Source organism: Streptomyces sp. NPDC006314, assembly GCF_040613075.1.
Taxonomy (GTDB): domain Bacteria; phylum Actinomycetota; class Actinomycetes; order Streptomycetales; family Streptomycetaceae; genus Streptomyces.
Window position 1 is genome coordinate 1 of sequence record NZ_JBEXRL010000024.1, and the last position, 14,721, is coordinate 14,721.

A 14,721-nucleotide genomic window follows, 5' to 3' on the forward strand; every position below is an offset into this window, starting at 1 on the left:
ACCTTGTCCGCGAGCTTGCCCTGGAACCACAGGGGGCCGGTGGTGTCGATGAACGCCCTGAGCTGGCTGGCCGGGTTGCCGAAGCGGGTCGGGGTACCGAACAGCACCGCGTCGGCCCAGGCCAGGTCGTCATGGGCGACCTCGGCCACGCCGGCACTCTCCCCCTGCACGTGCTCGGCCCAGGCCGGGTTGGCGTTGATCGCCTCCGGCGGGGCCGTCTCGGCGACCTTGCGCAGCCGCACGCTGGCACCGGCCTTCTCCGCCCCCTCGGCGGCGGCTTGCGCCAAGGCGTGAATGGTGCCGGTGGAGCTGTAGTAGATGATCGCGACGTTTACGGGTTCCATGATCTTTTCCTTCCTGTGCAGGTCCGATCAGTACGACGAGAAAGCCCTGCGAGATGTGAGGTGACGCGACCGACCTCACACTTCGATGCGACGCCTCGTCGTAAAAAGGTGAGACGGAACGTCCAAGGGAGCCGGTGACACACCATGACCAACCCCTCCGAGCCGGGCCACGGGCAGCCCGATCCAGGCCTGAGCGCGATCATGAGTGAACGGCGTCAGCTGACCAATCTCGCCTACCGGCTGCTGGGCTCCCTGGCCGACGCCGAGGACGTCGTACAGGAGACCTACACCCGCTGGTACGCCATGTCCGCGCAGCAGCAGGAAGCCATCAGCTCCCCCGGCGCCTGGTTGACGACCGTCGCCAGCCGTATCTGCCTCGACCTGCTCGGCTCGGCGCGAGCCAGGCGCGAGCGTTATGTCGGCGAGTGGATCCCGGAGCCGCTACCCGACCGTACGGAGTGGATCAGCGGGCGGCCGGGCGCCGACATCGTCGACCCGGCCGACCGGGTCACCCTCGACGAGTCGGTCAGCATGGCCTTCCTCGTCATACTCGAGGCGATGACCCCGGCCGAGCGTGTCGCGTTCATCCTGCACGACGTCTTCCGCTACCCCTTCGCCGAAGTAGCCGAGATCGTCGGCCGGACACCGGCGGCATGCCGCCAGCTGGCCTCTTCGGCCCGTCGGCGCATTCGCGCTCCGCAGCCTGACGCGGCCTCCGCGGCCCAGCGTGCCGACATCGTCAGAGCCTTCAAGCAGGCATGGGAGGCCAAGGACATCGACGCCCTCATCGGCCTGCTGGCCCCCGACGCCACGGCGACCGGCGACGGTGGCGGACTCGTCACAGCCGCGCTCCACCCGGTCGAAGGCGCCGAGCAGGTCGCACGCTTCTTCGCCGACCGGCCCGGTGGGGCGCCCGACATGACGCTCCTGGAGTGCACGGTCAACGGTCAGCCGGGTCTGGTGGCTCAGCTGGACGGCGCCACCGTATCGGTGATGGCGTTCGACGTCACGGGCAACCGGATCCATCACATCTGGGCAGTACTCAACCCCGACAAGCTCTGCTCCTGGACGACGGGCTGACCACCGCGAGCCTTGAGTGGCGCGGGACGTACGGCTGCTTGAGCGTGAGGAGCCGCGATCCCGACCGTGGCTGGTAGGAGCGGAGGCCGTGGGCGCGCATCGTGCCGCTGATGCCGGTCCGGCAGCGCCGGCACCGGTACCAGGGCCGGAAGGCGCTGGATGACCGCAAGGCGCTGCGCGGGATCCTGAGCGCTGTCCGGTAACTGCTGCTCACGGGTGAGATCGGCCGGTGCGCAGCGTGATGGGTGCTGGTGCCGGTTCCAGCGCCTGCGGCTCCCCGCGGCGAGCGGCGTGGTCGATGTCGAAAGCCGTAGCGGTGGGCGAAGCGAGGCCGGCACACCCCTGTCAGGGGTGTGGGCGGAGGGACGGTCGAGAGCCTGGTCAGCGGCGGGAGACGGTGCGCTTGGGCGGCGCTATGCGGACCCGCTTCTCCACGGGCGCGCTCTCGAGGTCGTCGAGTTGCGCGACGATCGTGCTGCGCAGGTCGTCGTAGTCCTCGAAGGAGTGGTCGTTGAAGAGGGTGTAGCCGGTCCACATCAGGTTGGCACACACCCGTGCCGGCACCCGGCCGGTCTGGGCGCCCATGCCGACCAGCGCCACCGAACGGATGCTGCCCGGAGCCTTCTTGTTCTGCTGGTGGATCGCCTGGAACGCCGCGGCGCAGGCCAGGGCCACGTTCAGGGTCTCGCTGACGTTCTGCGATGACGTCTCCATCGTCGGCGTCGAGATCAGGAACCTCGGCTTGACGGCCCCGGACGGCACACATACCGCGCTGCCCACCGGGAGCACTCCCCCGAACTGGCTGCGAATCGCCCGTTGCACCCGCAGCTGAATGCCCACGCCGAGATACCGCTTGATGACCGCATCGACCCCACCGTCCATCCGCCCCCGGGAGTTGGTGGGGCTGACCCACGCATCGACGTCCTCGTCGAGGATCGACCCGTTGCGGATCTCGGTCTCCGGGGTGTCGGCGAACGCCGCTCGCCAAGCTTCCACGACAGGGATGTTGATGTCGGTCAGCACCACCCTGAGCGGCGGCTGCACACGGTCTACGGTCATGGTTCACTCCGATCGGGAACGGTCACTCAACTGATCGGAACGCTACCGCGCCCCACTGACAGAGCAGCCGTCCTGCCCGGCGCCCCCACGAACCGGAAGGGCGCTGTCAGTGGGCTGCCCTATTCTCACGGGGACTTCGCCAATCAGGCCTTTCACCAGCACAGTTCGACCATTCGGAGTCCCACAACCATGAGCGATGCCCACACCCCCGCCACGTCCGACCCGAACGACCCGCTGGCCCTCGCGGAACTGTTCAAGGGCGGCGGTGAACCGTGGCTGCCCCTGCTGAAGCCGGTCATCGAGGGGCAGCCCGACGCGGCCGCGTTCATCGGCCCGGGCCGCAGCCCGGAGGTCGTCCCCGTCCGCGAGCTGACCTTCCAGGCGCTCAAGCCCAACGCGCCGCACAAGTGGAAGGTCGTCATCTTCGGCCAGAACCCGTATCCACGGCCCGAGAGCGCCACCGGCATCGCCATGTTCGACAACACCTTCCACGACTGGCAGGACAGCCAGTTCGGCAGAGTCGTCAGCGTCCGCTGCATCATCAAGGCAGCGGCGATGTGGAAGTACGGCATTGCCAAGAAGACCCCGATAGCCGACCTACGCGCGCTGCTGAAGAAGCAGGACACCGTCCAGCCGCCGGAGTGGTTCCAGGCGATGCTCACCCAGGGCGTGCTGCTGTTGAACGCGGCGCTGACGGCCAGCAGCGACGGGGCGGTCGGCACCGACCGGCACACCAGATTCTGGCGGCCGGTGGCCGAGCAGATCGTCGAGGAGATCCTCAGGGCCAAGCAGAACGCCGACGAGGAGGACCGCGGGGTTGTCTTCGCGTGGTGGGGGGCTCACGCGCGCAGTCTGAAGAAGGTCGTTCTCGAGCTCCAGAAGAAGTACCCCGAGGTCGAGGTTCGGCACATCGACCACGCCAACCCGGCGGCGCAGGGCGACATCTTCTGTGACGGCGACCACTTCGGGATGGTGAACGCGGCCCTCGCATCGCTGGGCGCCGACGAGATCGACTGGCTGCCGAGCACCGGCTGGAACACATCCACGGCGGAGCCCGAGGGGGCCGACGGCGATGTCGCCGACCGCATGGGCGCGTTCATCGCGTCCACCATGGAGCTGCACCAGCTGTATCTCGACCGGCTCTCCAGCGTCAAGGACGAGGGGCTCCTCCTTCCTGCGATCACGGGCGTGTTCGACACCCCGCTCATGGACTTCCGCGAGGCCGTGGCGCCGGTCGCCGCATTGCTGTCCGGGCTGGGCCGGCACGTCGACCGGTCCCACGAGTTCGGCAAGCGGCGGGCGGACGAAGCGTCCGACGGTCCGTCCGCCGACGCGATCGCCGCCCTCTACCTGTACACCTGCGAGTCCGCCTTCTACCGGGAGATCAACGCCATCCTGCGCTCCCCGGACCGGACCAGGCTCGTCCCCTACCTGCCGTATCTGCGACTGCTGTTCTCGGCGGTGTCGCGACTTCCCGTCCGGGCGGAGCCGTTGTGGCGCGGGGTGTCGTTGGACCTACGGGGGCAGTACCCGCTCGGACGGACCGTCACCTGGTGGGGCGTGTCCTCGTGCACGTCCGAGCTTGGCGTGGCCAAAGCGTTTCTCGGCAGCCGCGGCAAGCGGACGCTGTTCGAGGTGGTTCCCGCCCGAGCCGTGGGCATCCGCGACTACTCCGCGTTCACCGGCGAGGAGGAGTTCATCCTGCTGCCGGGCACCCAGCTGAAGGTGACGGATGTCAAGGTCGAGCGCAGCGGCCTGTGCACCGTGAAACTGACGGAGCTGGAGGAGCAGGCCCTGGTGTCTTGACCAGGCCGGTTCTTCCGGGGATGGCTTGGGACGCGCTCACCCGAGGTCTCCTCGCCTGCGCCACGGGCCGGTCACCGCGAAAGTGGTGCCGGGCGTGTAGCAGTTGACGAACATCGTCTCGCCGTCCGGGGAGAAGGTGACCCCGGCGAACTCACCCCACTCGGGCTCCTCCACCGTGCCGATGTTCTGGCGGCCCCGGGCCATCGCGTACACCTCGCCCTTGCGGGTCACGCCGAAGACATGCTGCGCGCCGTTGCCGTCCTCGCACACCATCAGGCCGCCGCTGGGGGCGAGGCAGATGTTGTCCGGGGACTCGCCGGGCAGCTGCACATCGGTGTCCGGGCCGAAGACGATGACCAGGGTCAGTCGCCGGCGCGCCGGGTCGTAGCGCCAGATCTGGCCGAAGTGGTCGGCCGCAGAGCCGGCCGCGCTGCGGGCGAAGGACGACACGAAGTACACACAGGTACCGCCCCAGTAGCAGCCTTCCAGCTTCTGCGCGTGGGTGATGCCTCCGGGGCCGTAGTCCTGCAACCGAGTGGGGGTGGAGGCGGCCAGGGGGTCGGGTACGTCCACCCACTCGATGCCGTCGAAGCGCGCGCCGGTCTCCTGGATCGTCGACAAGTCCGGTACTCCGGGCACGCGCATCGCCTGGAGCCGGCCGCCCGCGCGCAGCGAACCGACGCCGCCGAGCGGCTTATCGGGCTGGAAGCGGTAGAAGAGACCGAACGGCTTGTCGAAGGCGTCCTCCGTCTCGTAGACGACGCCGTTGCGAGGGTCGATCGCGATCGCCTCGTGCTGGAAGCGACCCATCGCGGTCAGGGGGACCGCGCCGGTGCGGTGCGGGTCGGTGGGGTGGACCTCGAAAATGAAGCCGTGGTCCTTGGTGTAGCCGTTGGTGCCCGCCCTGTCCTCGGTCTCCTCGCAGGTCAGCCAGGTACCCCATGGGGTACGGCCACCCGCGCAGTTGACGGCCGTACCGGCGATCGCGACCCGCTCGGACACCACCCGGTGGTCCACGTCGAGCGTGAGGGCGGTACAGCCGCCCTTGCCAGCAGGGTCGTAGGTGAGGCCGCTGACGGTCGGGACGGGGATCTTCGCGGTGACACGGTTCTCGTGGTTGCGGACGAGGTGCGTACGGCCCCCTCTGCCGGCGAAGGCGGCCATGCCGTCATGATTGGAGGGGACGCGGCCCTCTCCCGAACGGAGCTGGTCGCCCTCGCGGGAGAGCACGGTGTAACGGAAACCGTTCGGCAGGTCGAGCAGGCCGTTCGGATCGGAAACGAGCGGACCGTAGCCGGTGTGGCCCAGACTCTGCGCGGCGGCGGTACCCGCGAAGAGCTCGGACAGGGCCCCGGTGAAAGCGACGCCCGCTCCCAGAGCGCTCGCTCTGGCCAGGACCTGACGGCGTGTTGCAGACATGCGGAAGCAACCTCCTGCTGGCGGACAGGAATTGGGACTCCGCTGTGTCTATCACCTGACGCGGGCCGCGGGAACCACGCGCGTAGCACGTGTCACTTCTCGACAGTGCGCCCTTCGATGACACCAGGAGGAGGAGTGACCCACAGCTGCCTACCTCGCTTACTCGGGGGACGGGCGGACAAGCGGCTTGAGGGACAGGGCCGTGGCGGGCTGCGCCGCCGATCACCCAGGGAAACTTCAAGCGCCTGCCGGGAGGTCACCACGCAGCTTCCCGACCCACGGCCCGGATGGAGCCACCCCGCGGCGCGGGGCGGTGCCGTGCGGAATGCAGGTACTCGATGAGGTGGCGGATGAGATGTGGTCGGGTTTCGGCGTAATCGACCACCAGCAGTAGGTCGCGGTCCGTGCTCAAACCACTGAGGTCCGGGCGCTTCTCCCAGTCCTTGCGCCCTCCGCGCAGGTGCCCGGTGCCCCGTCGCATGCGGGGAAGCCCGCCGCATCGGTGGGCAGCTTGTGGATGCCGATGAGGCGGCCCAGCGTTGTGGTGGCTGCCACCTGATCCCCTGCTCCCGCAGTGCCGCCGGCACCTGCCAGTCGTCGTCCCGGCCGGCTTCGAGGAGGGCCGCGTCGGTGCGCGCGTGCTGTCGGTACCAGCGCACGGCCGCAGGAGCGTGCGACCTCCACTCCCCCCCCGCCGCCCATTCGAGTGCGCCGGACGGGCAAGGTCGATGATTCCGTTCGGGCGCGACTTGTCGACGTGCCGCGGGGGAAGGCTGAGCGCGCTCACCGACGTCTGAGTGGGGAGGCCGGCCGCCGACGTTGAGAAGCTGTGCGACATTCCCGAGACGCTCGACCACCGAGCGCGGGATGGACGCCCTGCGCACCACCCGCGACCAGACAAACCCACCCGCACCGCTCCGCTAGCATGATCGAGCTCACGACGAGTGCCCTGATCGCCCGTCCTTCACCGGAAAACCATGCTATCCGGCATGAAGGGTGAACTATTCAACGAATATCTAACAAATCGGTTGAACAATTGATACCTATAGCAGCGCGGGTGTTTTCGCGAATAAACGGAAGAATCACGCTCGCCGCGTGGCGCCAACCGCGGGTGATGCTGTGGGCCACGGCGGGTGTGGTGGCCCTCGGCTTCCTCATCACTCTGGAGATCGCCGCGCGTCGCTACGGCCTGCCGGGGCCGATCACCAACCAGGCGCAAGAGGTGATGTTCGCCCCCAAATCGGGGCCGCTGCTGTACGCCGGTATGGCGTTGATGATGGTGGTGCTCACCTGGCGGCAACGATTCATCGCCGCTGGTGCCGCGATCGGCATCGACGTCGTCTTCCTGCTGGTGCGGTGGGCGGTCGACGCCAAGGCGACCGGCGGCCACCCCTTCGGCAACGGTGCGTTGTGGGTGATTCTGGGCTATGCGGTCATCGCTGTCACGCGCCGCACCGGCCGGGAACGTGTCCTGCTGCTGAAGGGCGTCGGTCTGGGCCTGCTGCTGGTGGCCGGCCGCAAGACCGGCGACACCTGGCTGCTCATCACGTCGAAGACCCGCCCGGCGGTGCTCGACCAGTACCTGGCAACCGCCGATCACGCGCTGGGCAACCCCTCGTGGCTGGTAGGCCGGATCGTCACGGCCACCGGACCGATCGGCGCCCATGTTCTCGATTACGTCTACATTCAGCTTGCGGTGGCCGCGGTCGTCGTCGCGCTGTACCAGCTCCGTAACGTGGCGGTCGAGCGCCGCTTCCCGGGCCATCATCTGGTGCGCACCTTTCTGGCCATCGGCCTCCTCGGACCGGGCATCTACATGATCTTCCCGGTGGTGGGACCGGTCTTCGCCTACGGCACCGGCGCCTTCGGCACCGGCGGCGAGCACTGGGCGGTGGCCAACCTGTGGCCGGACACGCCGCCGCCGATCCATACCCCGCACCCCATGCCGTACGACGAGATCACCCCCCGCAACTGCATGCCCAGCCTCCACACCGCGTGGGCTACCGCGATCTTCATCCACTCCCGCAAGGGTCCACGGATCCTGCGATTCGCAGGCACCTTCTGGCTGATTGCCACGCTCGGCGCAACGCTGGGATTCGGCTACCACTACGGCGTGGATCTCATTGCCGGCGTGGTGTTTGCGCTCACGATCGAGACAGCTCTGCGCTCGCTCGACCGTGGCTGGGACCGGCCGGCAATCCAGCTGGTCGCCTACGGTGCAACGGTGTTTGCTGCGCTCTTGGTGTCCTATCGCTATCTGCCGATGGAAATGGCCGAACAGCCGTGGGTCTTTGGACCGCTTCTCATTCTGGCGATGACCTCCGTCGTACACGGCTATGTGCGGGCCACCAAGCTGTGGGATCCGGAGGCCGCACCAGCGCAGCAACCGGAACCGCTACCCGAACCGGTTTGAGTCAGGCTGCCAAGTCCTCGGACTTCTCCGGCCGGGGCCGCGCGCAGTGATCTTCGTCCAGGCGTGGTGGGCGCTGTGGTGCCCTCGGCGGGCGCCCGTCGCCCCGGCGCCGGACGGGGCGACGGCATCGGCTCCGGGAGCGGAGGAATCCTCAAAGGTTGCGAAGATACGTCAGGCCGGGGCGACCGGAGAGCCGCGTCTCGCCGGTGACGGTGAACCCCGCACGGGCCAGCACCGCTTGGGACGCCGCGTTGTCGAGGGTGGTGGCGGCCCGCAGGGTGGTCAACCCGTAGCTGCCGGCGGCGAGGCCGCACACCTCCCGCACGGCCGAGGTGGCCAGACCCCGACCCGCGGCCCGTTCCGCGATCCGATACCCGAGCTCGGCACTGCCGTCCGCCACGTCCACCAGGTTGACCCGCCCCAGCACCTCGCCCGCAGCGCCGACCAGCACGTGGAAAAAGCAGACCCCGGCCTCCTGTTCTGCCAGCAGGTCACGGTGCCTCTCGTCGAACCGGGCGAAATAGTCCTCGCCTCGATCAGGGACGGACGCTGCGAAGTAGGCCCGGTTCTCCCGCTCGAAGGTGAGGAGCGCGGGGGCATGGTCCGGACGGAGCAGTTGCATCTCAGGCATAGGGAGGACCGTACGCATCCAGCCGTCCGACGGCCACGTGATTACGACTGAGAACGGCTCTGGGCGGGTACGGGGACGCCTCACCTGGCCGGTTGAGCGACGCACGGGCCCATGCCGTGCTGCCTCGCACATTTCTCAGGCAGACCGTACGAGCCTGCGGCCGGGGGGCAGGTCCCTGGCTGCCGACCCGGGTGGGCAGTCGGCGCTCTTGTCGTGTGAGCCGCTGGAGGCCAGGCAGGTCGGCAGGATGGGCATCATCCGTCCGAGGGCGTTGATCGTCCCCGCAGCACAGAGGCCAGCCCCGGCGTGCGGTCCGGCCCAGGCCGGCTGCCGGAGGGCGGGCGGCGCGCCCGCCCCCGAGCAGCGCGCCACCCCGGGCCGGGCGTAGCCCAGGTCGCTTCCTCGTCCTCGTCGGCTACTGTCTCCAGGCGGTTCAGCGGATCCTCATGGTCGCCATCATGCCCATCGCCGAGTGGTCGAGCATGTGGCAGTGGTACACGTAGTCCCCGGTATAGGTGTCGAACGTCGCCTGGAGTTTGACCGTCTCACCGGGCTGGAGCACCACCGTGTCCTTCAGGCCCGACTCGGCCGGCCCCGGTGCGTTCCCGTTGCGTTCGATCACCCGGAACTGCACCAGGTGCATGTGGAAGTTGTGCGGGGCCTTGACGTTGGTGTTGGTGACCGTCCAGATCTCGCTGGCGCCGTAGCGGACGCTGGCGTCGATCCGCTCGGGGTCGTACAGCTTTTCGTCCATGTACGCCTGCGGGTCAGGGCGGCCGTCCTCGTCCATGCGCATCACGATGGTGCGGCTGCCCGTGGGAGTGGGCAGCGGCGGCAGGGTGCGCAGCACGGACGGTACGGAGCTGGGGTCGTCGGCGGTGTGCGTCACGTCGAAGCGCATCACCTGCCCTACCTGCTCGACAGGCCCGCGGCCCCCCGTGTTCTGCAGGACGACCTGGGTGCCGACCGGGTAGCGCGAGAAGTCGATGACGACGTCGGCGCGTTCGCCCGAGGACAGGTAGACGGACTTGGTGGTGTTCGGGCGCGGCAGCAGTCCGCCGTCGGAGCCGATCTGGATCATGTCGCTGCCGTCGGCGAGACGCAGCTCGAAGAAGCGCATGTTGGACGTGTTGGCGAAGCGCAGCCGGTACTTGCGGGCGGCGACCTGGAAGTACGGGTAGGGCGCGCCGTTGACCAGGAGGGTGTTGCGACTGCGGTCGCTCATGGCGTACAGCAGCTGACCCGTGGGGTCGAAGTCGGCGTCGCGCAGCTGGATGAGCACGTCGTACCTGCCCTTGGGCAGGGGCAGCGCGTCCTCGGTGCAGTCGCTGATCAGATAGCTGCCCTGCAGGCCCCGGTAGACGTTCTCCGACTCCACATGGTGGGCGTGGTCGTGGTACCAGAGCGAGGCGTGCGGCTGCTTGTTGGGGTAGGTGTACACACGCTTGCCGCCCGGTTCGATGGTGTCCATCGGGTCGCCGTCGCTGTCCTGCGGCACCGAAGCGCCGTGCAGGTGGCGTGAGATGGGAATGTCCAGCCCGTTGCGCTGGACGATACGGACGGGGCGGTTCTTGCGTGCCTTGATGGTCGCGCCGGGGAACTGGCCGTCGTAAGTGAGCAGTTCGGTCTGGATGCCGGGGACGATCTCCTTGGTGACCTTGCGTGTGGTGACCTCATAGGTGTCCACGCCGCCGGCGGTGGAGACGGGCCGCGCCACCGGGATCAGGGGCATGGGCACCTTGAAGAGCTCGATCGCCAGGGGCGTGCCGGTCGCCGGTGCCTCGGTGGCTTCGGCTGCGCGGGCGGAGAGCAGGGGCACCAGCGAGGCCCCGGTGAGCCCCGCGGATCCGGCCGCGATTCCTGCGGCGAGTACACGGCGTCTGGTGACCATGATGTGTCTTCCTCCTTGGGTGGTGCCTGGTGGAACCGGTGGATCTGTCAGGAGCCGGTCAGCCGAGACGGGTGCCGTGCTGGGATCCGGTGCGGTGCGGGCGTGCCTGGGCATCCGGGCCGACTCGAGGGCCCGGATGCCGTCGTGTGTGTGGGTGAGGGGTCCGGCTCGTGGTCCGCGGCGTCGTCGGCCGCACCGTGCCGGGGGAGGTTCAGGTGGGAATGCCCTCGCGCTTGATCGTGGGGACGGTGATGCCGAGCGCACGCAACTGTTCGAAGGGGTTCATGAACTCACGGTTCTGCACGATCTTTCCGTCGTCGAGCTGGAAGGAGTGCAGGAAGTGGTTCTCGTAGTAGCCCTCGGGATAGCCCGGGAAGCGGATCTTTCCGTGGCCGTCGCACTCGACCCAGAAGAAGTTGGGGTCCTGCGTCTCGAAAACCTGGATGTTGTACCACTCCCAGTCCGGGAAGCACTCCAGCGACCAGACTCCGTGCTCGGCCAGGCGGTCGCGGCCCTTGATGACGATGGGCTCCCCGGTGTCGTTGGTCCACAGGCCGCCGCTGCCGTGTTCGACGAACAGCTCGTGCCGCTTCAGACGGGCCTGGCCCTTGGTGTCCGCCAGGTACTTCTCGACGGTGGCGCGGTTCTTGCGCCGCAGTTCGGCGGCGTCGGTGAAGCCGTGCGGTGCGTCGTCAGCCATGGTCTCCCCCAGAAGTGTGTCATCGGGCCGAAGCAGCAAGAGTGTCGTCGCCGGGACTTGGGACCGGGTTGAGAAGTGTTGGAGGACCTGCGGCGATGGTGTGCCCGCGCGGACACACCGGCAGCGGGCGCAGGCAGTACGAGGGGGCCGGTGCCCGGGGGTGGGGCGATTGCGGTCGCGGGAACGACGGGGCTGGGGGCTCCCGTCAGTCTCGAGCGGAACGCGATGTGCCGGGTGCAGGCTGGGAGGCGCATGCCGGGCCGCGTGCACGACCGTTGCGCCCCTGGACTTCCCAGGGCACGAGAAAGGGGACCTGACCGATGGCAGGCGCTCGCACCGAGGCCACAGAGGTCTCCCAGACGTCCGACACCCCGTACGGCGCGGACGGCCGGCCTCCCGGTTCGGCCGCCGCACAAGCGGTGACGGGCGAGCTGCTCGAACTGGCCCTGGGGTACGTCTACTCGGCGGCCCTGCACACCGCCGCGCGGTTCGCCATCGCCGATCATCTGGTGGACGGCCCCCGCACGGCCCACGAACTCGCCGTGGCCGCACAGGTCAACGGCCCTTATCTGTACCGCCTGTTGCGGTTCCTGGCCACCAAGGGCGTCTTCCGCGAGGACGAGCAGTCCCGGTTCCATCTCACCCCGCTCGCAGAGCCGTTGTGCACGAACGGGGAGCGTTCGCTGCGGGACTACATCATGGTGCGCGGCGAGGCGGTCTTCTGGGAGTCGGCGGGCCATCTGCACGAGGCGGTACGCACCGGCACTACCGCCTTCGAGGGCCTGTACGGCGTCCCCTTCTACGACCATGTCGCAGCCGATCCGGATCTGGGCAGGGCCTTCAACTCCAGCATGGCGGCGTTCTCCGAGACCCTGAGCAACGACGTCGCCGAGGCCTGGGACTTCGCCGGGGACAAGAGCGTGGTCGATGTGGGCGGCGGGCACGGCGGTCTGCTGCGTGCGATCCTGCGGCGCAACCCGCACATGACGGGCACCCTGTTCGACCTTCCCTCCGTGGTGGCCGGGCACGTCCTCGACATCCCGGAGCTGGCGGGACGCTGGAAGGCGGAAGGCGGGGACTTCTTCACCTCCGTGCCGGCCGGCGCAGATGTCTACCTCCTCAAGCACGTGCTGGCCAGCTGGCCGGACGAGGAGTGCGTACGCATCCTGCGCGCGTGCCGGCACGCCATGCCCGCGCACGGACGGCTGCTGGCCGTCAACGCCATGATCCCGGCGGGCAACGAGCCGCACCCGGGCAAGACCATCGACATGCTGATGATGACGGTCCTGAACGGAAAGGGCCGCACCCGCGCGGAGTACGAGGCGCTGCTCACGGCGGCCGGATTCACGGTCACCCGCGTGCTGGAGCCATCGCCGCACGCCTCGGTGATGGAGGCGGTCGCGGCCCGCTGAACGCAACCGGACCGATCGGCCACGAAGGCGGCAGCCCCCGTGGCCGATCGGTCCGGTGCGCTCACGCTGCGGTTACCGGCCTGGAGCACCGGTTGCTTCGGATCGGGCATGGCGCTCGCACTTGAACGGAGCACCTGATCCGTCGGTGAGGCAGACGGATGCGTAGGCGGCCCCGGCTGGTGCTGACGGCCCGTTGGTTCCCGGACACACCGACCGAGCGGTTCTGCCAGATCAGCGTGCCGCGGGCGTAAGTGGCTCCGCAGGTGCGTCGAAGGGATTGGTGGGTTAGGCGGCTGAGGTGACGGCCGGGAGGACGCGCACCACGGCTGAGTGGTGACGCTCGTGGCGGGGTCGGATGTGCGGCCGCGGGCGTGCCCCGCGGCCGCCTACGGCCGACCACGAAGGGTTGCTAGGGCTGGAGTCGGCTGGTCTGCCAGCCTTGGGCGGTGCGGTCGTAGCGCAGCCGTTCGTGCAGCCGGTCGGTGCCGTTGGCCCAGAACTCCACGCACGCCGGGGCAAGGCGGTAGGCCGCGTACGTCGGTGGGCGCGGCAGCGGCCGCTGCGGCTCGCCCAGCTCGCGGGCCGTGGCCCGCAGTTCGGCCAGGTGGTGGAGGTCGTTGACCGGCCGGCTCTGCCGGGAGACGGTGGTCATGGCGTGGGTGAAGACGGGCCGTGCGAACCACAGGGCCTCCGCCTCGGCGTCGGACAGCCGCTGCACGGGGCCCGCGACGGTGATCTGCTGGCTGGTCTCCCTCCAGTACAGAACGCCGGACGCCCAGGGGTTGTCGGCCAGTTCCCGGCCCTTCCGGCTGTCGGCGTGGGTGGTGAAGACGAGGCCCGCGTCGGTCGAGGAGGTGAGCGTCACGATGCGGGAGGAGGTGCGGCCGCGGCTGTCGGCGGTGGCCAGGGCCAGTGCGCGGGGCTCGCGCACCCCGTGGACGGTGGCGGTCTCCAGCCACGATGCCAGCAGGCGCATCGGCTCGGCTGGCGGTGTGAGGAACTCGGGGAACTCCACCGTGATGGTGCCGGTGAGCGATTCGGAGCGGGTGGAGCCCGCCCGGGCGCCCGGCGTGGTGCCGGGGCCCTTGTGCGAGTGGGTCAGGTCAGACATGGAGCACCCCTTCGATCGTGACGACGCCGTGGCCGAAGACCTCGACGGAGTCGACCCGGTCGGCCTCCCCGTGCACGAGTGCGCCCATGGGAGAGGGACGGCCGATCTCGACGCCCTGAGTGATCTCGATGCGCTGCCCGTAGGTGGCGAGGCCGTGCCGGGCGAGATGGATGGCGATGGGCCCGGCAGCGGAGCCGGTGGCGGCGTCCTCCACGACGCCGTAGGCGGGTGAGAACATGCGGTTGCGCCAGGAACGGCCGGACCCCGCATAGCAGTTGGCCGCCATGTCCGGGAAGCGGGCCAGGGCGCGGTGGTCGGGATTCACCTTCGACAGGGCTTCGATGCTCTCGAAGCCGACGAGGACGTGCCGCGGGCCGTTGCGGTAGATCTCCACCGGGAGTGTGGAGTCGCTGACGCCGAGTGCGTCAAGGAGTTCGGCGGTGCGGTCGAAGGGTTCCCACGCGGGCACCGGCTGGCGCATGCTCGCCGCGACAACCGTGCCGTGCTCGCGTCGGAGTTCGAAGGGGATCACGCCCATGGCGGTCTCGATCCGCAGCCGGTCGGCGTCGGTGCGCCTGCCCAGGGCGATGGCGGTTCCGAGCAACGGGTGTCCCGCGAAGGGGAGTTCGTTGACCGGGGTGAAGATCCGCACGTGGGCGTCGGTGCCGTCCTGCTGGGGTGTGAGCACGAAGGTGCTCTCCGAGAGGTTCATCTCCCGTGCGACGCGCTGCATCTGCTCGGCGGTCAGGTCGTCACTGCCGAAGAACACCGCCACGGGGTTGCCGGTGAGCGGCGTTCGCGCGAACGCGTCGACGACGACATAGGTGTGCATCGGTTCTCCCACTCGTGGTACGG

At 69.0% G+C, this 14,721-nt stretch carries 12 protein-coding genes; 4 read left to right on the top strand and 8 right to left on the bottom strand.

The features are described 5' to 3' along the window. Nucleotides 1-344: NAD(P)H-dependent oxidoreductase (locus ABZ079_RS31565; protein ID WP_356942857.1), on the bottom strand; the 344-nt coding region annotated here is incomplete at its 3' end. A gap of 144 nt (nt 345-488) precedes the next feature. Between ABZ079_RS31565 and sigJ the strand changes: the two genes are divergently transcribed. Beyond that, the gene (sigJ, locus tag ABZ079_RS31570) at nt 489-1,424 is read left to right on the top strand and encodes an RNA polymerase sigma factor SigJ (protein ID WP_356942858.1); all 936 of its coding nucleotides are present in this window, start codon (nt 489-491) and stop codon (nt 1,422-1,424) included. 381 nt (nt 1,425-1,805) lie between these two features. Here the strand turns inward: sigJ and ABZ079_RS31575 are convergent, their stop codons facing one another. Beyond that, nucleotides 1,806-2,483: a macro domain-containing protein gene (locus tag ABZ079_RS31575; protein WP_356942859.1), complete on the bottom strand. Its 678-nt coding sequence runs from the start codon at nt 2,481-2,483 to the stop codon at nt 1,806-1,808. 189 nt (nt 2,484-2,672) lie between these two features. Between ABZ079_RS31575 and ABZ079_RS31580 the strand changes: the two genes are divergently transcribed. After that, nucleotides 2,673-4,289 carry an ADP-ribosyltransferase domain-containing protein gene (locus ABZ079_RS31580; protein WP_356942860.1) on the top strand — a complete coding sequence of 539 codons (1,617 nt, stop codon included), beginning with the start codon at nt 2,673-2,675 and terminating at the stop codon, nt 4,287-4,289. 36 nt (nt 4,290-4,325) lie between these two features. On the opposite strand, the gene ABZ079_RS31585 is transcribed toward ABZ079_RS31580, so the two are convergent. After that, nucleotides 4,326-5,708, bottom strand: coding sequence for an alkaline phosphatase PhoX (locus ABZ079_RS31585; protein ID WP_356942861.1), 1,383 nt, complete (start codon nt 5,706-5,708; stop codon nt 4,326-4,328). Nucleotides 5,709-6,822: 1,114 nt separating this feature from the next. Here ABZ079_RS31585 and ABZ079_RS31590 point away from each other — a divergent pair. Then, nucleotides 6,823-8,121 (top strand): phosphatase PAP2 family protein, encoded by a 1,299-nt coding sequence (locus tag ABZ079_RS31590; protein ID WP_356942862.1) that lies wholly within the window; start codon nt 6,823-6,825, stop codon nt 8,119-8,121. A gap of 151 nt (nt 8,122-8,272) precedes the next feature. On the opposite strand, the gene ABZ079_RS31595 is transcribed toward ABZ079_RS31590, so the two are convergent. From ABZ079_RS31595 to ABZ079_RS31605, 3 genes are all read right to left on the bottom strand, one after another. After that, nucleotides 8,273-8,752: a GNAT family N-acetyltransferase gene (locus ABZ079_RS31595; protein ID WP_356942863.1), complete on the bottom strand. Its 480-nt coding sequence runs from the start codon at nt 8,750-8,752 to the stop codon at nt 8,273-8,275. Between the two features lie 433 nt (nt 8,753-9,185). Beyond that, entirely contained in the window at nt 9,186-10,643 is a 1,458-nt protein-coding gene (locus ABZ079_RS31600; protein ID WP_356942864.1) for a multicopper oxidase family protein, read from the bottom strand. A gap of 211 nt (nt 10,644-10,854) precedes the next feature. Beyond that, nucleotides 10,855-11,343 carry a PhzA/PhzB family protein gene (locus ABZ079_RS31605; RefSeq protein ID WP_356942865.1) on the bottom strand — a complete coding sequence of 163 codons (489 nt, stop codon included), beginning with the start codon at nt 11,341-11,343 and terminating at the stop codon, nt 10,855-10,857. Nucleotides 11,344-11,663: 320 nt separating this feature from the next. On the opposite strand from ABZ079_RS31605, the gene ABZ079_RS31610 reads away from it, so the two are divergent. Then, nucleotides 11,664-12,755 (top strand): methyltransferase, encoded by a 1,092-nt coding sequence (locus ABZ079_RS31610; protein WP_356942866.1) that lies wholly within the window; start codon nt 11,664-11,666, stop codon nt 12,753-12,755. Nucleotides 12,756-13,164: 409 nt separating this feature from the next. Here ABZ079_RS31610 and phzG read toward each other — a convergent pair whose 3' ends face one another. Together phzG and ABZ079_RS31620 are read right to left on the bottom strand one after the other, a co-directional pair. Then, entirely contained in the window at nt 13,165-13,866 is a 702-nt protein-coding gene (gene phzG / locus ABZ079_RS31615) for a phenazine biosynthesis FMN-dependent oxidase PhzG (protein WP_356942867.1), read from the bottom strand. Continuing rightward, complete coding sequence (locus ABZ079_RS31620; protein WP_356942868.1) at nt 13,859-14,698, bottom strand: PhzF family phenazine biosynthesis isomerase; 840 nt, start codon at nt 14,696-14,698, stop codon at nt 13,859-13,861. The genes phzG and ABZ079_RS31620 overlap by 8 nt, the downstream gene beginning before the upstream one ends. Nucleotides 14,699-14,721: the final 23 nt, after the last annotated feature.

Excerpts from the sequence above, each read along its gene's own strand:
- sigJ (WP_356942858.1), top strand. The coding sequence starts at position 489 with ATGACCAACCCCTCCGAGCCGGGCCACGGGCAGCCCGATCCAGGCCTG.
- ABZ079_RS31575 (WP_356942859.1), bottom strand. The coding sequence starts at position 2,483 with ATGACCGTAGACCGTGTGCAGCCGCCGCTCAGGGTGGTGCTGACCGAC.
- ABZ079_RS31580 (WP_356942860.1), top strand. The coding sequence starts at position 2,673 with ATGAGCGATGCCCACACCCCCGCCACGTCCGACCCGAACGACCCGCTG.
- ABZ079_RS31585 (WP_356942861.1), bottom strand. The coding sequence starts at position 5,708 with ATGTCTGCAACACGCCGTCAGGTCCTGGCCAGAGCGAGCGCTCTGGGA.
- ABZ079_RS31590 (WP_356942862.1), top strand. The coding sequence starts at position 6,823 with ATGCTGTGGGCCACGGCGGGTGTGGTGGCCCTCGGCTTCCTCATCACT.
- ABZ079_RS31595 (WP_356942863.1), bottom strand. The coding sequence starts at position 8,752 with ATGCCTGAGATGCAACTGCTCCGTCCGGACCATGCCCCCGCGCTCCTC.
- ABZ079_RS31600 (WP_356942864.1), bottom strand. The coding sequence starts at position 10,643 with ATGGTCACCAGACGCCGTGTACTCGCCGCAGGAATCGCGGCCGGATCC.
- ABZ079_RS31605 (WP_356942865.1), bottom strand. The coding sequence starts at position 11,343 with ATGGCTGACGACGCACCGCACGGCTTCACCGACGCCGCCGAACTGCGG.
- ABZ079_RS31610 (WP_356942866.1), top strand. The coding sequence starts at position 11,664 with ATGGCAGGCGCTCGCACCGAGGCCACAGAGGTCTCCCAGACGTCCGAC.
- phzG (WP_356942867.1), bottom strand. The coding sequence starts at position 13,866 with ATGTCTGACCTGACCCACTCGCACAAGGGCCCCGGCACCACGCCGGGC.
- ABZ079_RS31620 (WP_356942868.1), bottom strand. The coding sequence starts at position 14,698 with ATGCACACCTATGTCGTCGTCGACGCGTTCGCGCGAACGCCGCTCACC.